Source organism: Roseateles aquae (assembly GCF_032337115.1).
In the GTDB taxonomy this organism is placed as follows: domain Bacteria; phylum Pseudomonadota; class Gammaproteobacteria; order Burkholderiales; family Burkholderiaceae_C; genus Roseateles_C; species Roseateles_C aquae.
Genome location: NZ_JAVXZY010000011.1, coordinates 144,905 through 161,643, shown reverse-complemented (window position 1 = coordinate 161,643; position 16,739 = coordinate 144,905). Strand labels below are relative to the sequence as shown.

Below are 16,739 nucleotides of genomic sequence, written 5' to 3'. Positions count from 1 at the left end.
GACCGGCGGCTTTTTCTTTGCCTGTCGCCAGCCCCTGGCGCAGGCGCTATGCTGCCGCGCATGGGGTCCGACATGCGCTTGTTTCGACGGCTGTTCCTGCTCCCGCTGCTGGCTCATGGCGCGCTGCTGGCGCAGGAGACCCCGCGGCCCTGGCGCGTCTGTGGCGGCGATGTGGCGCTGCCGCCCTACCAGTACAACGACCCCAAGCATCTGGGCATTGGCGAGCTGATGCTGGTGGAGGCGGGGCAGCAGGTGGGGCTGGCGGTGCAGTTCCTGCGTTTTCCGATCAAGCGCTGCCGGGCCATGCTGGAGGCCGATGAGGTCGACACCCTCATGGCCGTGCCCACGCCCGGCAATCTGGCCCAGTACCGCTTTCCGATGAAGGCCGGCGCGCTGGATGGCAGCCAGAAGGTGGCGCGCATCAATCTCGTCTGGGTGCTGCGCAGCGATTCGCCGCTGCACTGGGACGGCCAGGCGCTCAGCGGCGCTGACGCCGCCGGCCTGCTGATCGGCACCCGGGTCTCGATGCGGGCGGCCATCGAGCCCTTGCAGGCGATGGGGCTGCGCGTCGACGACTCGGCGCTGAACACCCGCCAGCTCTTGCTCAAGCTGGCCGGGCGGCGCATCGACGCGGCGGTGGCGCTGCAAGACGAGGTCGAGACCCTGCTCAGCGATGCCGCCCTGCAGGGCCTGCTGATCCAGCCCAAGCCCTTGCTGGCGGCGGACTTCTATGCGGTGATCCGCCAGCAGGCCTCGGCCGAACAGCAGGCCCGCGCGGCGGCCTGGTGGGCCGCAATCCGCGTGCTGCGCGAACAGCCCGCCTATCGCTTGCGCTGAATCGCCGACGCCGCGCTCAGGGCTGCGGATTCAGCTGAACGGCGTGCTGGGCCAGCAGTTCGGCCAGCGATCTTTCCTCGGGCTGCCAGCGGCCGTCTTCGACCCACTGGGCGGCCAGGTGCATGTCCTGGCTGTGCACCAGACCCAGGCCCAGCGGCGTGCTCAGCAGCAGATGGCCCTGCTCGTCAAGCCAGGCGGCGCTGGCCTCGGTCGGCAGGCCGGTGTGGCTGCGCAGCGTGCCATCCTCACTCAAGCGCCAGATCCAGGGCGCGATCTCCAGCTGCACATAGACGCGCTGCGGGCCGTTCTGGAAGAACCAGGCGCCGGCCTCGTCATGCGCGTAATTGCGCTCGATGAACTCGCGCAGCTTGCGATGCTCGATGCGGCTGCCCTTGACGCGCGGGAAGGGCCCGGCGGCCTGGATGCGCTCGTCGCGCATATACCAGTCGCCGCGCGCATCCAGCGCCAGCCAGCCGTAGCAGTGCGGGACATTGGGCCACTTCTTCAGTGCGGCTTCGACGATGGCATCCATGGCGGGAGTCTAGCGAGCCTGGTCCAGCCAAGCGCAGACCTGCTCCGGCATCGCCAGCACATGGCCCGGTGGCGCGCCGGCCGGGAAGCCGACGTGGCCGCCGTGGGCGGGCTGCCATAGCGTCACGCAGTGGCCGACGTCGGCGGGCCCGGGCAGGCTGGCGGCCGGCACAAAGGGGTCGTTGCGGGCATTGAGCACCAGGGCCGGGATGCGGATGCGCGCCAGATGCGGCTTGGCCGAGGCACGCGCCCAGTAGTCCTCGGTATCGCGATAGCCGTGCAGCGGCGCGGTGAAGAGGTTGTCGAATTCGTAGAGATCGCGCACCTCGGCGAGGCGCTGGCCGTCGAACAGGCCCGGATGCTGCTCGAGCTTCCTCAGCGCCTTCGGGACCATGGTGCGCAGAAACATCCGCGTGTAGACCAGGCGGTTGAAGCCGCTGCCGATGGCATGGCCGGCGGCGGCCAGATCGATCGGCGAGCAGATCGCGCAGACGGCGCTCGCGCTGGCCCGCGCGCTGTCGCCGGCCTCTTCGGCCCAGCGCAGCAGCGCATTGCCGCCCAGCGAGACGCCGGCGGCCAGCAGCGGGCCGCGGTGGCCGCTGCGCAGCCGCGCCAGCATCCAGCCGATCTCCTCGAAGTCGCCCGAGTGGTAGGCCCGTGGCGCCAGGTTCAACTCACCCGAGCAGCCGCGGAAATGCGGCATCGCAAAGGCCCAGCCGCGCCGCCGGGCGACATCGGCAAATGCCTGCACATAGTGGCTTTGCGAGCTGCCTTCGAGGCCGTGGAAGAGCACCAGCAGCGGGGTGTCAGGTCTTGCCTCGGCGGCCGGCGGCGCTTCGTCGAGAAAGTCGACGTCGATGAAATCGCCGTCCGGCGTTGGCCAGCGCTCGCGGCGGAAGCGCAGCGGCGTGCCGAAATGGCGGCGCGAATACAGCGCCGGCCAGATCGTCTGCAGCTGGCCGCCGGGCAGCCAGAAGGGAGCGCGATAGTTCAACGGCGTCAGTGCAGGGTGGTCGGTTCCTGCACCACTTCCTGGATGTCGTGCGCGGTACCGGGGCTGGCGTGGTGAACGACCAGGCGCCAGCCGAAGGCCGTCTTCATATAGACATTGGTGGCGATCACCCAGGCGCTTTGCGGGCCGTCCTGGCCCTGCACCTGCACGCGTTCCAGCACCTGGTGGATGGCGGTATCGCCGTTGACCAGGCGGCGCACGCGCTCGGGAAAGACGCTGATCGCGCCCTGCTGGAACACCGCCTCGAAGGCGGCGCGAATCGCCGCGGCGCCGACGACGCGAGGCCCGCCGGGGTGAACGCAGGAGATTTCGTCCTCGTCGGACCAGAGCTCCATCAGCCGGTCCAGATCGGCGTGCTGCAGCGCTTCGTAGAACTGCTGCTCGGTATCGTCAGGCGAGCCCGCCATCGCGGCGGCCCGGGTCTTGGGGGACTGCACGGCGCGGTGCTCAGTGGGCGGCGTGCAGGGTCTCGCCGTCCTTGAGCTTGTAGACGGTGCCGCAGTAGGGGCACTTGCCGCCGCCCTCGTGGGTGATGTCGACAAAGACGCGCGGATGGTTGCTCCACAGCGCCATCTTGGGATTGGGGCAGGCGACGACGCCCGGGCCTTGCACCTCGCTGGCGCTGACTTCGACGACGGAGGGGGCTTGGCTGCTCATGGGAGGTTTGCTTTCTTGCTGGTGGCGGGGCCAGGTCTTGCTCAGACCAGGCTGAGCCAGTGGGCGTACTTGGGATTGCGGCCGTTGACGATGTCAAAGAAGGCGCTCTGGATTTTTTCGGTGATGGGGCCGCGGCTGCCGACGTAATCATCGCGGCCCAACTCGACGCGGTCCAGTTCGCGGATCGGCGTCACTTCGGCGGCGGTGCCGGTGAAGAAGGCCTCGTCGGCGATATAGACCTCATCGCGGGTGATGCGCTTCTCGACCAGCTTCAGGCCCAGGTCCTGGCAGATGTGGAAGATGGTGTTGCGGGTGATGCCGTTGAGCGCACCGGCCGACAGATCGGGCGTGTAGACGATGCCGTTCTTGATCACGAACAGGTTCTCGCCGGCGCCTTCGGAGACGAAGCCCGAGGCGTCGAGCAGCATGGCCTCGTCATAGCCGTCTTCGGTGGCCTCCATATTGGCCAGGATGCTGTTGGTGTAGTTGGACACCGCCTTGGCCTGCGTCATCGTGATGTTGACGTGATGGCGGGTGTAGGAGCTGGTCTTGACGCGGATGCCGCGCCTCATGCCTTCCTCGCCCAGGTAAGCACCCCAGGCCCAGGCGGCCACCATCAGATGGATCTTGTTGCCCTTGGGGCTGACGCCCAGCTTCTCGGAACCAATCCAGGTCAGCGGGCGCAAGTAGCAGCTCTCGAGTTGGTTCTCGCGCACAACGGCCTTCTGCGCTTCCTCGACCTGTTCCAAGGTGAACGGAATCTTCATGCGCAGGATCTTGGCGCTGTTGAACAGCCGCTCGGTGTGTTCGCGCAGGCGGAAGATCGCCGTGCCCTGGGCCGTCTTGTAGGCGCGCACGCCTTCGAAGGCGCCACAGCCGTAGTGCAAGGTGTGCGAGAGCACATGGATCTTGGCATCGCGCCAGTCGACCAATTGGCCATCCATCCAGATCTTGCCGTCGCGATCATCCAGTGACATGGGAACTCCTTGCTGGGGGCTGAGCCGAGAGAAGAAAGCGGATTTTATGCGGCCGGCGTGTCGGCCGGCAGGTCGTCTGTGGCGGGGGCTGGGGCCTCGGTGGCGCGGGTCAGCGTCCAGTGCTGGACCCGGCCCTTGTGCAGGCGGATCTCGAGCCGGTCGCCGCCGGCATCCTGCCAGGTGTAGGCGTCGGGCGCCGTCTTCTTGCCCAGGCTGCCGCTGAGCTTGAGCAGCTCCAGCAAGGGCATGCCCGGCTTCAGCTGGCTGTGCAGCATCAGCGCGCTGCCCTTGAGACTGCCCAGCGGCGCGGCGCCGGCCTGCTTCATCACCCGCATCAGGCGGCTGAACTGCAGCAGCAGCCAGAACACGATCACGGTCAGCGCCAGCACCACGCCCTTCCAGCCCAGCAGCAGGCCGCCAGCAAACAGCGCAGCCAGGCTGAGCAGGCCCCCGAGCAGCGGGCTCATGGTGCGCGCTCCAGGCGGCAGCTCGGGATCAGATGTGGGAGAGCCGGGCAAAGCCCGTTGAGGCGATCGGGCCAGGTGGGTTTTGTCATCGGGCTTGGCGTATTCTTGAAGCTTTCCGGGCAGCGTCGTATTGTGCCGTTGCGCCGCCGGGCGCCGGGCATTGAAAGGGGTGGGATGCGAACAGCGGGGCTGAGCTTGATGCTGGCGATGGCGCTGGCCTTGCCCTGTGCGGCGCAGACCGATGCAGCGCAGCGCCCCGATTGTTCGCGGCCGCTGAGCCTGGGTCTGCACGACCACGGCCTGCTCTATTCGCCGCAGACCGGCACCGGCATCGATCGCGATGTGGCCGATGAGCTGATTCGCCGCAGCGGCTGCCGCATCCAGGTCGCGCTGATGCCGCGGGCGCGGATCTGGCAGCTGATCGAGGCCGGCGCACTGGATTTCAGCCTGTCGGGCATCAGCACGCCGCAGCGCGACAAGTTCGCCGCCTTCGCCTGGTATTTCAGCAACAAGTACTACCTGCTGGTGCGACGCGATGCCCAGGTGCAGAGCCTGGCCGACTTTGCCGCCAATGAGCGGCTGACGCTCGGCGTGATCCGCAGCTTCCGCTACAGCGACAGCGCCAACCGCTTTGTCGACGAGCTGCAGGCGCGGCAGCGCATCACTCAGTCCTCCGGCTTGACGCCGCTGTTCGAAGCGCTGGTGGCCGGGCAGATCCAGGCCATGATCATCGAGCCCTTCGACTACCCGACGCTGGAATCGGCGCGGCTGCGTGCGCTCAGCCAGATCATCGAGTTCGGCGACAAGCCGGTGCCGCATGGGCTGATCATGTCGCGTGCCAGCCTCAGCGAGGCGGAGCAGCAGAAGTGGCGCGGCCTGGTGCAGGCGATGTTGCGCGACGGCAGCATGCAGCGCATCTTTGAGAAGTACTTCAAGCCCGAGCTGGCGCGCAGCCTCTTGCAGGAACTGCCATGAAGGCCGGGCTGCGGCGGCTCTGGGCGCGCAGCCTGCGCTGGCAGGGCTGGCCGGTGGCGGTGGCCATGGCGGTGCTGCTGCTGACCCTGCTGTTCTGGCAGCGCCAGCAGCGCAGCGAACGGCTGCAGGCCCAGGCCGTCGTCGATGCCAGCCTGCATGAGGCGGTGTTGCGCCTGCAGCAGCGCCTGCTGTCCTACGAGCTGCTGCTGCAATCGACCCAGGCCTTTGTGCTGGCGCAAGCGAGTGGCGATGCGCGCAGCTTCAAGCATTACGTCGACATGCTGCCGCTGGGCGCGGAACTGGCCGGCGTGCAGGGCCTGGGCCTGGCGCGCTGGCTGCCCGAGGAACAGCGCTTGCCGGTGCAGCGCCAGTGGCAGCGCGAAGGCCGCGGCCTGATGCTGATCCAGCCCGGCGGCGTGCGCGAGGCCTATGCGCCGGTCACGCAGCTGGAACCCGATGTGCCGCGCAATCAGGCCGCACTGGGGCGCGATCTGTTGGCTGAGCCGGCGCTGCGCGATGCCTTGCTGCTGGCCCGTGATTCCGGCCATATGGCGCTGAGTTCGCGGCTGCCGCTGGCGCCGCTGCTGCCCGGCGCCCCCGATGGGCTGCTGATGGTCCTGCCGCTGTACGACAGCAGCAGCCCGCCGAGTTCGACGCTGGAGCGCCGCCAGACCCTGCGCGGCTGGATCTGGGCGCCGGTGGCGGTGGGCGAGCTGATGGCCAGCGTCTATGCCGAACTGCCGCGCCATCTGCGGCTGCGCCTGTACGAGGGTCAGGTCTTGAGCGAAGAGGCGGCGCTGTTTGATTCCGGCGGCGGCATCGATGCGAGCGCGCGGCGGGTGCAGGAATACCTCGATGTGGGCGGGCGCACCTGGACGCTGAGCTTGCAGCTGGGCGAGCACTTTGCCGCCGGCACCGGCATGGCCGGTGCGCCGCTGGTGCTGGGCAGTGGGGCGCTGTTGGCGGCGCTGCTGGGTCTGCTGTGCTGGTCGCTGCTGCATTCGAATGAGCGCGCCCAGGGTCTGGCCGAACGGATGACGCAGGCGCTGCGCGAGAGCGAGCAACGCTGGGCCTTCGCGCTGGATGGCTCCGGCGATGGCATGTGGGACTGGCATATCGACAGCGGCCGCATCGACTGCTCGCCGCGCTGGAAGGCCATCATGGGCTGGCAGGCCGGCGAGCCGCAGGCGCAGCGCGTGCTGTCCCTGGTCCATCCCGATGATCTGCCGCGGGTGCGGGCCGACTTCATCCATTGCCTGAAGGGCCACGGCCAGACCTTGCAAAGCGAGTTCCGCGTGGCCGATGAACACAGCGGCGACTGGAACTGGGTGCTGGCCCGTGGCCGCGTCGTGTCGCGCGATGCGCAGCAGTGGGCGTTGCGGATGATTGGCACCTTGTCGGACATCAATGCACGGCGCCTGTCCGAAGAGCGGGTGCGCTTCATGGCCTCGCACGATGCCCTGACCGAACTGGCCAACCGCGCCCACTTTGGCGAACGGATGCACTACGCCCTGGCCAATGCGCGCCGCTATGGCGACAGCCTGGGGCTGATCCTGCTCGACCTGGATCGCTTCAAGCCGATCAACGACCAGTACGGCCATGCGGTGGGTGACCAGCTGCTCCAGATGGTGGCCAAGCGGCTGCGCAATGCGGTGCGCGAGACCGATGTGGTGGGCCGCATCGGTGGCGACGAGTTTGTCGTGCTGCTGACCGGGCCGGTCACCCGCGGCAGCGCGCAGGTCGTCGTCGACAAGATATTCAACCAGGTGGCCCAGCCGATGGAGCTGTCCGGCGTGCGCATCGAGCTGACCTGCTCGATCGGTCTGGCACTCTACCCGGATGACGGCCAGGACGAGATCAGCCTGACCAAGGCCGCCGACGCCGCCATGTACCGGCGCAAGCATGCCGGCCGGGCCTGGCTGGGCGGCTGAATCCCACTGCGCTTCTAGAGGCCGCGGACGACGTCCATCGCCTCCTCGATGCGGTCGACCGCATGCACGGTCAGGCCCTCGATGGCCTTTTTCGGTGCATTGGCGCGCGGCACGACGGCGATGCTGAAACCCAGCTTGGCGGCCTCTTTCAGGCGCTCCTGGCCGCGCGGCGCCGGCCGCACCTCACCGGCCAGGCCCACTTCACCAAAGGCGATGAAGCCCTTGGGCAGCGGCCGGCCGCGCAGGCTGCTCTGGATGGCCAGCAGCACGGCCAGGTCGGCCGCCGGCTCGCTGATGCGCACGCCGCCAACGGCGTTGACGAACACATCCTGGTCATTGGTGGCCACACCGGCATGCCGGTGCAGCACCGCCAGCAGCATGGCCAGGCGGTCGCGTTCCAGGCCCACCGAGAGCCGGCGCGGGCTGGGCCCGCCGCCGTCGACCAGCGCCTGCAGCTCGACCAGCAGCGGCCGCGTGCCCTCCAGCGTGACCAGCACGCAGGAGCCCGGCACCGGCTCGCCATGGGTGGACAGAAAGATCGCGCTCGGATTGGCCACGCCCTTCAGCCCCTTGTCGGTCATCGCGAAGACGCCGATCTCGTTGACCGCGCCAAAGCGGTTCTTGATCGCCCGCACCAGGCGGAAGCTGCTGTGCGTATCGCCCTCGAAGTACAGCACCGTGTCGACGATGTGCTCCAGCACCCGCGGCCCGGCCAGCGCGCCTTCCTTCGTCACATGGCCGACCAGCACCATCGCGCAGCCGCCGGCCTTGGCGGTGCGCGTCAGCTGCGCCGCGCATTCGCGCACCTGGGCCACCGAGCCCGGCGCCGAGGCCAGCTGCTCGGAGTACATGGTCTGGATCGAGTCGATCACGACGAAGCCGGGCTGCTCGACCTCGATGGTGGCGAGGATCTTCTCCAGGCTGATCTCGGCCAGCACGCGCACCTGCGTGCCGGGCAGCCCCAGGCGCCGCGCCCGCATCGCGACCTGGGCGCCGGATTCCTCGCCGGTCACATAAAGCACCTTGAGCTGGGTCGACAGGGCGTCCACCGCCTGCAGCAGCAGCGTCGATTTGCCGATGCCCGGATCGCCGCCGATCAGCACCACACCGCCGGCAACGATGCCGCCACCCAGCACCCGGTCCAGCTCTTCCTGGCCGGTTGGCGTGCGCTCGAAGTCGCTGGCCTCGATCTCGGACAGCGTCGCCACCGGCTGGCTCTTGGCCAGCGCCTGGTAGCGGTTTTTGCCGGCGCCGGCGGGCTCGGCCACCGTTTCCACCAGCGTGTTCCAGGCGCCGCAGTGCGGGCATTTGCCCAGCCACTTGGCATTGCTGCCGCCGCATTCGCTGCAGCAGTAAATCGATTTTTCCTTGGCCATGGGCGCCATTGTGGCCGCAGAGTGGCGGCAGGGAGGGCCGCCGGCCGACTCAGCGCTGGGCCGCGCCTGGCTGCTCGGGCGGGGCGTCCTCTGGCTTGGCGGTGCTGACCAGCAGTTGCTCAGGCAAGGCAGCCGGCCGTGCCGAGGCCTGCACCGTCTGCACGGCCACAGGCCGTGGGTCGTACACGGGTTTGGGATGAAAGAAGCTGAACATGGCGCTGGAGCTCGCGTGAGTGATGGGGGGGGAGATGCGGCTGTTGGGCAGCGATTCAAGCCCGGCCGGGCCAAAAGGCGCGCTGGGCCGGCTTCCGGTGCGCAGGCCGCCCCAGGCGAAACAAGGCGATGCATGCTAAAAAGACGGGCTTTCCGCGGCTGTTGTGGGTGCGGAGCATTTGGAGCGCGCCTCATGGAATTCTCGACCTGGCTGGCCTTCTTCGCCGCCTCCTGGGCCATCAGCCTGTCTCCCGGTGCCGGCGCGATTGCCGCGATGAGCTCTGGGCTCAACCATGGATTCCGGCGCGGCTACTTCACCACCTTTGGCCTGATCCTGGGCATCCTGACGCAGATCGTGCTGGTCGGCGCCGGCCTGGGGGCGCTGATCGCCGCTTCCAGCCTGGGTTTTGCCATCGTCAAATGGCTGGGCGTCGGCTATCTGGTCTATCTGGGTGTTCAGCAATGGCGCGCGCCGGCCACGCCCATGCTGGCGGCCAGCAGCGAGGGCACGCAAGTCACGCGCCGCCAGCTGGTGTTGCGCGGCTGGGGCATCAATGCGGTCAATCCCAAGGGCACGGTCTTCCTGCTCGCCGTGGTGCCGCAGTTTCTGGACCTGCATCGCAGCCTGACGCCGCAGTACGGCGTGATCGCCGCGACGCTGTCGTTCACCGATCTGGTCGTGATGGCCGGCTACACCGCGCTGGCCTCGCGGGTGCTGTCGGCGCTGCGCTCCGAAGCGCATATCAAGGCGCTGAACCGCACTTTCGGCAGCCTGTTCATCGCTGCCGGCGCCTTGCTGGCCAGCTTCAAAAAGGCCGCGCCCTGAGCGGCTGAGCGCGCCGGCGCATTCCGATTCCATCCTGGTGCTCATCGGGGGGCAGGTCTTGCCCCCGTGGCCCGAACTCACTGTTCTCATGTCCGCTGCTTCGCCGATCTCCACCCGCTGGCTGTTCTGGGTGCCCACGCTGATCTGGGCCAGCACCTGGCATGTGATCCTGTTCCAACTCGACAGCGGTGTGCCGGTGCTGAACTCGGTCGGCTGGCGCTTCGCGATTGCCGCGCTGCTGTTGGCTGGCCTGGCCCGTTCACGCGGCGAGTCGCTCGCGGGCATGCCGCTGTCGGCTCACGGCCTGATGCTGGCCACCGGCATCATCCAGTACAGCGGCAACTATTACTCGGTCTATGAGGCCGAGCGGCATATCCCGACCGGCCTGGTTGCGGTGCTGTTCTGTCTGAGCGTGTTCTTCAACGCGCTGAGCGGCCGCATCTTCTTCGGCCAGACGGTGACGCGGCGCTTCATGGCCTGTGCCAGCGGTGGCGTGATCGGCGTGGTGATGATCTTCTGGCCCGAGATCGCCTCCACTGGCGCACGCCCGACGGCGGCCGTCGGTCTGGGTTTTGGCCTGCTGGCGGTGGTGGTGGCCTGCATCGGCAATGTCTTGACGCTCACGCTGACCCGCCGCGGCCTGGCCCTGGTGCCGGTGCTGGCCTGGAGCATGGGCTATGGCGCGGCCTTCTTGCTGCTGATGTCACTGGCCACCGGCCAGGGCCTGCATTTCGACTGGCGCGCGCCCTATGTGTTGAGCCTGCTCTATCTGGCGGTGTTCGGCTCGGTGACCGCCTTTGTGCTCTATTTCAAGCTGGCCCAGCGCCAGGGGCCGGCCCGTGCGGCGCTGACCGGCGTTGTTATTCCGGTGATTGCGCTGCTGATCTCGGCGCTGCTGGAGGGCTGGGTGCCCACGCTGCTTTCCGGCGCCGGCATGGCGCTGTGTCTGGGCAGCATCTATGCGGCGACGCGGCCGGCCTGAGTCGGTATCCGTTTGATCGGCAGTTCGCCCACCGCCTGGGCTGGCCGTGAACTTTGACACTCCCTGCAAGCCGCCCGGCGTGCCGACACTGCGGCACAGGGCCGCCGGCAGTTCGCCGCGGCCCTGGCATTTTCAGAGGGAGTACATCTTGAGTTTGAAGAAGACAGTGGGCCCGCTGCTGCTGGCCGCAGCGGCCCTGGGCGCCGCCTCGGCGGCGCAGGCAGATACTGAGGTCCTGATCCGCCCCTTCAATATGACGCTCAACGGCGTCGAGTTCTACCGTGCCGATACGGTGCTGTGGGAGAAGGACGGCGGCAGTTTCAATCTGGACAGCGCGCTGCTGTTCGAGCACAACCCCTGGGGACCAGGCGCCTGGGGCGATGAATGGGGCTCGGTCGAGGCCTATCGCCACGGTCAGCTGGTCGGCAGCAAGGACGTGACGCTGCAGTTCGACGCGCCACCGACGCGCTACAGCTTCAATTGGACCGACATCGATCTGGTGCTGTTCCGCTCCGGCGCGTCCAGCGATGGCACCTTCCTGGCCGTCTCCGACATGGTTGGCGCTGGCATCACGCAGGCCCAAACCGTGCCCGAACCGAGCAGCTATGCGCTGCTGCTGGGCGGCCTCGGTCTGATCGGCGGCGTGGCCCGCCGTCGCCGTCAGCGCTGAGCGTTGGCCTGAACAAGGGGCGGTGCTCGTGTGCCGCCCTTTTTTTCATTTCAAGGCTGCGCTGCCTTGGCTGGCTTGGCCTCGGGCGCAATCGTCAGGCCACGACGTTCCAGCAGCGGCTCGATCTGCGGCGCGTGGCCGGTCAGCTTGTTGAACAGCTGCAGCGCATCCTCGCTGCCGCCGCGCGACAGCAGGGTGGCGCGGAAGATGTCGCCGTTCTCGCGCTTCAGGCCGCCGTGCTGCTTGAACCAGTCGACGGTGTTCGCGTCCAGCACCTCGCTCCAGATATAGGCGTAATAACCGGCCGCATAGCCACCCATGATGTGGCTGAAGTAAGGCATGCGGTAGCGCGGCGGCACCGGCGCAAAGTCCAGGCCTTCGCGCTTGAGCACATCGGCTTCGAAGGCCATCACATCGGCCGCGGCCGGCACCTGGGCGGGCTGCAGCTGGTGCCAGCGCTGGTCGACGATGGCGGCGCTCAGATAGCTGGCGGTGGCGTAGCCCTGGTCGAACTTGCGCGCGGCAGCCATCTTGTCGAGCAGGCTTTGCGGCATTGGATCGCCACTCTGATAGTGGCGCGCATAGTTGGCCAGCACGCTGGGCCAGTCGGCCCACATCTCATTGACCTGCGAGGGGTACTCGACGAAATCGCGCGGCACCGCGGTGCCGGCCAGGCTGGGGTATTGCACATCGGAGAACATGCCGTGCAGCGCGTGGCCGAACTCGTGGAACAGGGTGTTGACCTCGTCCCAGCTCATCAGCGTGGGCTGGCCCTCGGCCGGCGGCGGCACGTTCAGATGGATGGCGGCAACCGGCTTGGTGTCGAGCAGCTTGCTTTGGCCGACGTAGCTGGTGGCCCAGGCGCCACCGCGCTTGGAGGGCCGCGCGTACAGGTCAGCCATGAACAGCGCCAGATGTGAGCCATCGGCGTTGTAGACGTCGTAGACCAGCACGCTCGGGTGGTAGACCGGCAGATCGCGGCGCTGCTTGAAGCTCAGGCCGTAGAGCTGGCTGGCGGCGTGGAAGACGCCGCGCTCCAGCACCGTCTTCATCTCCAGATAGGGCTTGAGCTGGGATTCGTCAAAGCCGTACTGGCGGCTGCGCAGCTTCTCGGCATAAAAGCCCCAGTCCCAGGCCTCGAGCCTGAAGCTGGGCTGCTTGGCGGCGGCCTGCTCGCGGTGGATCATGGCCTGCAACTCGGCGGCCTCGCGGCGCGCTGCGGCCACGGCCGCCGGCGCCAGCTGGCCCAGCATGCCGTTGACGGCGGCGGTGTTCTTGGCCGTTTCTTCCTTCAGCACGAAGTCGGCATGTGTCGCGAATCCGAGCAGCTGGGCGCGCTCGGCGCGCAGCCGGGCGGTGCGCGCGACGATGGCGGTGTTGTCGAACTCATTGCCGCGGCTGCCGCGGGCAATCGAGGCCTTGTACAGGCGCTCGCGCAGTGCGCGGTTCTGCAGCTGGGCCAGGCCCGGCTGGGTGGTGGTATTCAGCAGCGCAATCACATACTTGCCGTCCAGGCCGCGGGCCTTGGCGGCGGCAGCGGCTTCGGCGATTTCGGTGGCGCTCAGGCCGGCCAGCTCGGCGGCGGTGTCGACGACCACGGCCGAGGCATTGACCTCGGCCAGCACGTTCTGGTTGAAGCGCGCGCCCAGCTCGGCCATCTCGATATTGATGGCCTTGATGCGGGTCTTCTGCGCCTCGTCCAGCTGGGCGCCGGCGCGGACGAAGTTGCTGTGATAGCGCTCGATCAGGCGCTGCGCCTCGCCGTCGACGCCGAGCTGCTGGCGCTTGTCGAACAGGGCCTGGATGCGGGCGAACAAGCGCGGGTTGAGGCTGATCGCATCACGGTGCTGGGCCAGCTTGGCCGCGTAGGCCGCCTGCAGCTTCAGCCGCGCGGGATTGGCATCGGCGCCGAGCAGATTGAACAGCACGGCGCTGGTCCGGGCCAGCAGGCGGCCGCTGCGCTCCATCGGCACGATGGTGTTCTCAAACGTCGCCGGCTCGGGATCGCTGGCGATCGCCGCCATCTCGGCCAGCTGCTCGCTCATGCCCTGATCCAGCGCCGGCGCGAAGTCCTCGTCGCGGATCTGGTCGAAGGCCGGGTACTGCAGTGGCAGCGGGCTCGGCTTCAACAAGGGGTTTTGATGCGCGGGCTGGACACTGGCGGCGGCGGCGGGCGGCTGCTGGGCCTGCGCCAGCGGACTGGCGCTGAGGGCGGCGGCGGTGGCCGCGAGGGCGAGGGATTTGCGCATGGGCGGGTACTGCAAGAGGCGAAGGGAAGCGGGCAAGGCTAAACGGCCCCGAGGGCAGTGACGAAAGTTGCCGCTCGGGGTTTTCAGCAGGGGCCGCCAAAAAATGCCGCCGCCGTCGACTGGTGCGCGTGTCGCGGCGGCGGACGGCCCGGCCTCAGCGCTTCTCGGCCAGCAGCGCTTCCAGCTGATCCATCACCCGATTCATCCGGCGCACCAGCGCGCGGTAGGGCGCGGGCGAGGCCAGGTCGAGGCCGGCGGCAACGGTCAGCGGATAGGGGTCGGCCGAGTTGCCGGCCTTGAGCATGGCGAAGTAGCGCTCGCGCAAGGCGGTGTCACCCTTGGCCAGGCCCTCGGCAAAGAAGGCCGCGGCGCTGACGCAGGTGGCGTACTGATAGACGTAGAAGTCGCGGTAGAAGTGCGGGATATAGGCCCACTCGATGCCGAACAGATCGTCGATCTTGACGACGCCTTGCTCATGGCCGTGGTAGCGCTTGAGCAGGTCCAGATAGAGCTTGCTGAGGCCCTCGCCGGTGATCGGCTGGCCCTTCTCGGCGGCTTCGTGCGAGGCCAGCTCAAACTCGGCGAACATCGCCTGGCGGAAGAAGGTGGTGCGCAGGTTCTCCAGCTGCTGGCTCAGCGCAAACAGCTTTTCCTCGCGGCTCTTGGCGTGCTCCACCATGTAGTCGCTCAGCAGCAGCTCATTGGCGGTGGACGGGATCTCGGCGATGAAGGTTGAGTAACCCGAGTTCTCGTAGGGCTGCGAGTTCGAGAACACCGTGTGCATCGCATGGCCCCACTCGTGGGCAAAGGTCGAGACGCTGTTGTAGTCGCCGTTGAAGCTCATCAGCAGATAGGGATGAACGTCGTAGGCCGAGCCGTTCATATAGGCGCCCGAGCGCTTGCCGCGCTGCGGCAGCGAGTGCATCCAGCGCTGCTTGAAGGCGTCGCCCAGCTGCTTCACATAGGGTTCTCCCAGCGGCTTGAGCGCGGCCAGCGTCAGCGCCTCGGCCTCGGCCTGGGTGTAGCTGGTGCCGGCCGGCTTGGCCAGCGGCACATACATGTCCTGGTAGCCGGCCTGCGGCAGGCCCAGCACCTTGCTGCGCAGCTTCAGATAGCGATGCAGCGTTGGCAGGCCGGCATTGGCCTCCTGTACCAGCGTGCGGTAGACCGCCTCGGGAATGTTGTAGTCCGCCTGGGCCATGGCGACGCTGCTGCTGAACTTGCGTGCCCGGGCATTGAACACGGTGCCGCGCAGATTGGCGGCGTAGACCGCGCCGATCGTGCGCTCATAGGCCTTGTAGACCGGCCAGAACGCGTCGAAGACCTGCTTGCGCACGGCAGGGTCGGGGTCGGAGCGATGGGCAGCGTACTGCTCCTGATCGAGCACCACGGTCTTGCCGCGGATCTCCAGCTTGGGCCAGGGCAGGTCGGCATTGGTCAGCAGCGTGTAGATCTGCTGCGGCTGCTCCAGCGCCTCGGCGGCGCCGGCCAGCAGCGCTTCCTCCTTGGGGCTCAGCGTGTGCTCGGCCATGCGCAGCATGGTCGTCAAGGACTGGCGGTGCTTGGCCAGGCTGGGCTCGGCGGCGATGAAGGCCTCGACCTTGGCGCGGCCGATGGCGGCGATCTCGGCATTGACGAAGGACGTTGCCTCGCCGTACTGATTGCCCAGCGTGCTGGCCAGCTGGCGGCGCGCCTGGTTCTCAGTGATCTGGGTGTTCTCGTCGGCCTTCAGGCTGGCATAGATGGCCCAGCGCGACAACCGCCGGCGCAGCGCCGACATCTGGTCCATGCCGGCGAGCAGCGCCTTGGCGCTGCTGCCCAGCGTGCCCTCCAGCGCGCGCAGGCGGGGCAGCTCGGCGGCCAGGGCCTGGCGCTCGCTCTCCCAGGCGGCATCGCTGGCGTAGAGCTGGCTCAGGTCCCAGACCTGAGCGCTGGCGGCTGCACCCGGCTTGGCGGCTGTTGCGGCGTCTGCGGCCTGGGCGGTGCTTGGGGGCAGGGCGGCCAGGCAAAGCGCGGCGGCCAGGGCGATGGAGTGCAGTTTCATGGCGGACCTTTCGGGCGGTGACAACAAAGGGGTGCTCGGCAGGCATGTGCAGCGTCGGCTGCCGCGCCAGTGCCGGCGGATGAAGCGCATTCTGGCCGTGCCGATGGCGCTCAGGCGATCGTCACGCTGTGGCGTCACGGGCTCAGGGGTTTCCACCAATCTGCTCAAGACTTGTCGCAGCGCCGGCAGGTGTGAAGTCCTGACTTCGTTCGGCGCCGATGCGCCTCGTTTGATGCCAAAGGCGTCTACCCTTGCGCTGCATCAATTCATACGCTTGACTGAAAAGTGGCCGGCGCCGAGCATGAGCGCATGGCAAAGACAAGCACTGGCAGCGAGCTCACCCGCAGCGAACAGACCCGGCAAAAACTGCTGCTGGCGACGCTGGAAGTCGTCGGCGAGCACGGCTATGAGCTGGCGACGACGCGGATGCTGGCGGCGCGCGCCGGCGTCAATCTGGCGGCGATTCCCTATCACTTCGCGAGCAAGGAAGAGCTGGTCGCGCGTGCTGCCGAGTTTCTTGCCGAGCAGCTGGAGCAGCGCCTGCACCAGCCCTTGCTGGCGCTGCAGGCGGCGAGCGAGGGCTGCACCGATCGCGGCCAGCTGATCGACATGCTGGTTGACTTCATGCTGGCCCAGGCCCGCGCGGTGCTGGCCGGGGATGTGCCGGCCAGCTGGGTGCAGTTCTTTCTGCGCAGCCAGGCGGTGGCCGCGGCGCAGCCAGGACAGGGCAGTTTCACCGATGTGCTGGCGCCCAGCCGCGCCCTGGTGCAGGCCTTGATCGGCCGCATCGTCGGCCGACCGGCGCAGGACTTCGTCTGCCGCAGCCTCGGCTACAGCCTGTTCCAGCAGGTGTTGTATTTCCGCGTCACCGAGGGCGTGCTCTTGCAGCACCTCGGGCGCCAGCGCCTCAGCGCGGCGGCCGGCGAGGAGCTGCTGCGGCTGACCGGCATCAGTCTGCGCGCCCAGCTGGCCGCGCATTCACAAAGCTAGGG

The 16,739-nt window shown here is 68.0% G+C and carries 16 protein-coding genes and 1 pseudogene; 7 read left to right on the top strand and 10 right to left on the bottom strand.

Annotation, left to right across the window (positions count from 1 at the left end; genetic code table 11):
- Window positions 1–72 precede the first annotated feature (72 nt).
- Window positions 73–837, top strand: a complete 765-nt coding sequence (locus tag RQP53_RS21660) for a hypothetical protein (protein ID WP_315652783.1) — start codon at window positions 73–75, stop codon at window positions 835–837.
- Between the two features lie 16 nt (window positions 838–853).
- On the opposite strand, the gene RQP53_RS21655 is transcribed toward RQP53_RS21660, so the two are convergent.
- From RQP53_RS21655 to RQP53_RS21630, 6 genes are read right to left on the bottom strand one after another with little or no spacing between them, the layout of a single operon-like run.
- Window positions 854–1,369, bottom strand: coding sequence for a DUF2946 family protein (locus RQP53_RS21655; RefSeq protein WP_315652782.1), 516 nt, complete (start codon window positions 1,367–1,369; stop codon window positions 854–856).
- 9 nt (window positions 1,370–1,378) lie between these two features.
- Window positions 1,379–2,362 (bottom strand): YheT family hydrolase, encoded by a 984-nt coding sequence (locus RQP53_RS21650; protein ID WP_315652781.1) that lies wholly within the window; start codon window positions 2,360–2,362, stop codon window positions 1,379–1,381.
- A 5-nt stretch (window positions 2,363–2,367) separates the two neighbouring features.
- Complete coding sequence (locus RQP53_RS21645; protein WP_315652837.1) at window positions 2,368–2,787, bottom strand: YybH family protein; 420 nt, start codon at window positions 2,785–2,787, stop codon at window positions 2,368–2,370.
- 40 nt (window positions 2,788–2,827) lie between these two features.
- Window positions 2,828–3,037 carry a zinc-finger domain-containing protein gene (locus RQP53_RS21640; RefSeq protein WP_315652780.1) on the bottom strand — a complete coding sequence of 70 codons (210 nt, stop codon included), beginning with the start codon at window positions 3,035–3,037 and terminating at the stop codon, window positions 2,828–2,830.
- Window positions 3,038–3,078: 41 nt separating this feature from the next.
- The gene (locus tag RQP53_RS21635; protein ID WP_315652779.1) at window positions 3,079–4,014 is read right to left on the bottom strand and encodes a branched-chain amino acid transaminase; all 936 of its coding nucleotides are present in this window, start codon (window positions 4,012–4,014) and stop codon (window positions 3,079–3,081) included.
- Between the two features lie 44 nt (window positions 4,015–4,058).
- Window positions 4,059–4,481: a hypothetical protein gene (locus RQP53_RS21630; RefSeq protein ID WP_315652778.1), complete on the bottom strand. Its 423-nt coding sequence runs from the start codon at window positions 4,479–4,481 to the stop codon at window positions 4,059–4,061.
- A gap of 174 nt (window positions 4,482–4,655) precedes the next feature.
- On the opposite strand from RQP53_RS21630, the gene RQP53_RS21625 reads away from it, so the two are divergent.
- Window positions 4,656–5,456, top strand: a complete 801-nt coding sequence (locus RQP53_RS21625) for a substrate-binding periplasmic protein (RefSeq protein WP_315652777.1) — start codon at window positions 4,656–4,658, stop codon at window positions 5,454–5,456.
- A complete protein-coding gene (locus tag RQP53_RS21620) occupies window positions 5,453–7,387 on the top strand; it encodes a sensor domain-containing diguanylate cyclase (protein WP_315652776.1) in 1,935 nt (644 codons plus the stop codon). Before RQP53_RS21625 ends, RQP53_RS21620 begins: the two co-directional genes overlap by 4 nt.
- Window positions 7,388–7,401: 14 nt before the next feature.
- Here the strand turns inward: RQP53_RS21620 and radA are convergent, their stop codons facing one another.
- Both radA and RQP53_RS21610 read right to left on the bottom strand, forming a co-directional pair.
- A complete protein-coding gene (gene radA / locus RQP53_RS21615) occupies window positions 7,402–8,763 on the bottom strand; it encodes a DNA repair protein RadA (RefSeq protein WP_315652775.1) in 1,362 nt (453 codons plus the stop codon).
- A gap of 49 nt (window positions 8,764–8,812) precedes the next feature.
- Window positions 8,813–8,977 carry a hypothetical protein gene (locus RQP53_RS21610; protein ID WP_315652774.1) on the bottom strand — a complete coding sequence of 55 codons (165 nt, stop codon included), beginning with the start codon at window positions 8,975–8,977 and terminating at the stop codon, window positions 8,813–8,815.
- Window positions 8,978–9,169: 192 nt separating this feature from the next.
- Here RQP53_RS21610 and RQP53_RS21605 point away from each other — a divergent pair, with 192 nt between their 5' ends.
- From RQP53_RS21605 to RQP53_RS24790, 3 genes and pseudogenes are all read left to right on the top strand, one after another.
- A complete protein-coding gene (locus RQP53_RS21605) occupies window positions 9,170–9,802 on the top strand; it encodes a LysE family transporter (RefSeq protein ID WP_315652773.1) in 633 nt (210 codons plus the stop codon).
- An 88-nt stretch (window positions 9,803–9,890) separates the two neighbouring features.
- The gene (locus tag RQP53_RS21600; RefSeq protein ID WP_315652772.1) at window positions 9,891–10,784 is read left to right on the top strand and encodes a DMT family transporter; all 894 of its coding nucleotides are present in this window, start codon (window positions 9,891–9,893) and stop codon (window positions 10,782–10,784) included.
- Window positions 10,785–11,367: 583 nt separating this feature from the next.
- Window positions 11,368–11,454: pseudogene (locus RQP53_RS24790) on the top strand (PEPxxWA-CTERM sorting domain-containing protein); the annotation flags it as partial.
- A 50-nt stretch (window positions 11,455–11,504) separates the two neighbouring features.
- Here the strand turns inward: RQP53_RS24790 and RQP53_RS21590 are convergent.
- Window positions 11,505–13,703 (bottom strand): M3 family metallopeptidase, encoded by a 2,199-nt coding sequence (locus RQP53_RS21590; protein WP_315652770.1) that lies wholly within the window; start codon window positions 13,701–13,703, stop codon window positions 11,505–11,507.
- A 154-nt stretch (window positions 13,704–13,857) separates the two neighbouring features.
- A complete protein-coding gene (gene pepF, locus RQP53_RS21585; protein WP_315652769.1) occupies window positions 13,858–15,747 on the bottom strand; it encodes an oligoendopeptidase F in 1,890 nt (629 codons plus the stop codon).
- 309 nt (window positions 15,748–16,056) lie between these two features.
- On the opposite strand from pepF, the gene RQP53_RS21580 reads away from it, so the two are divergent.
- A complete protein-coding gene (locus tag RQP53_RS21580) occupies window positions 16,057–16,737 on the top strand; it encodes a CerR family C-terminal domain-containing protein (protein WP_315652768.1) in 681 nt (226 codons plus the stop codon).
- The last annotated feature ends 2 nt before the right edge of the window (window positions 16,738–16,739 follow it).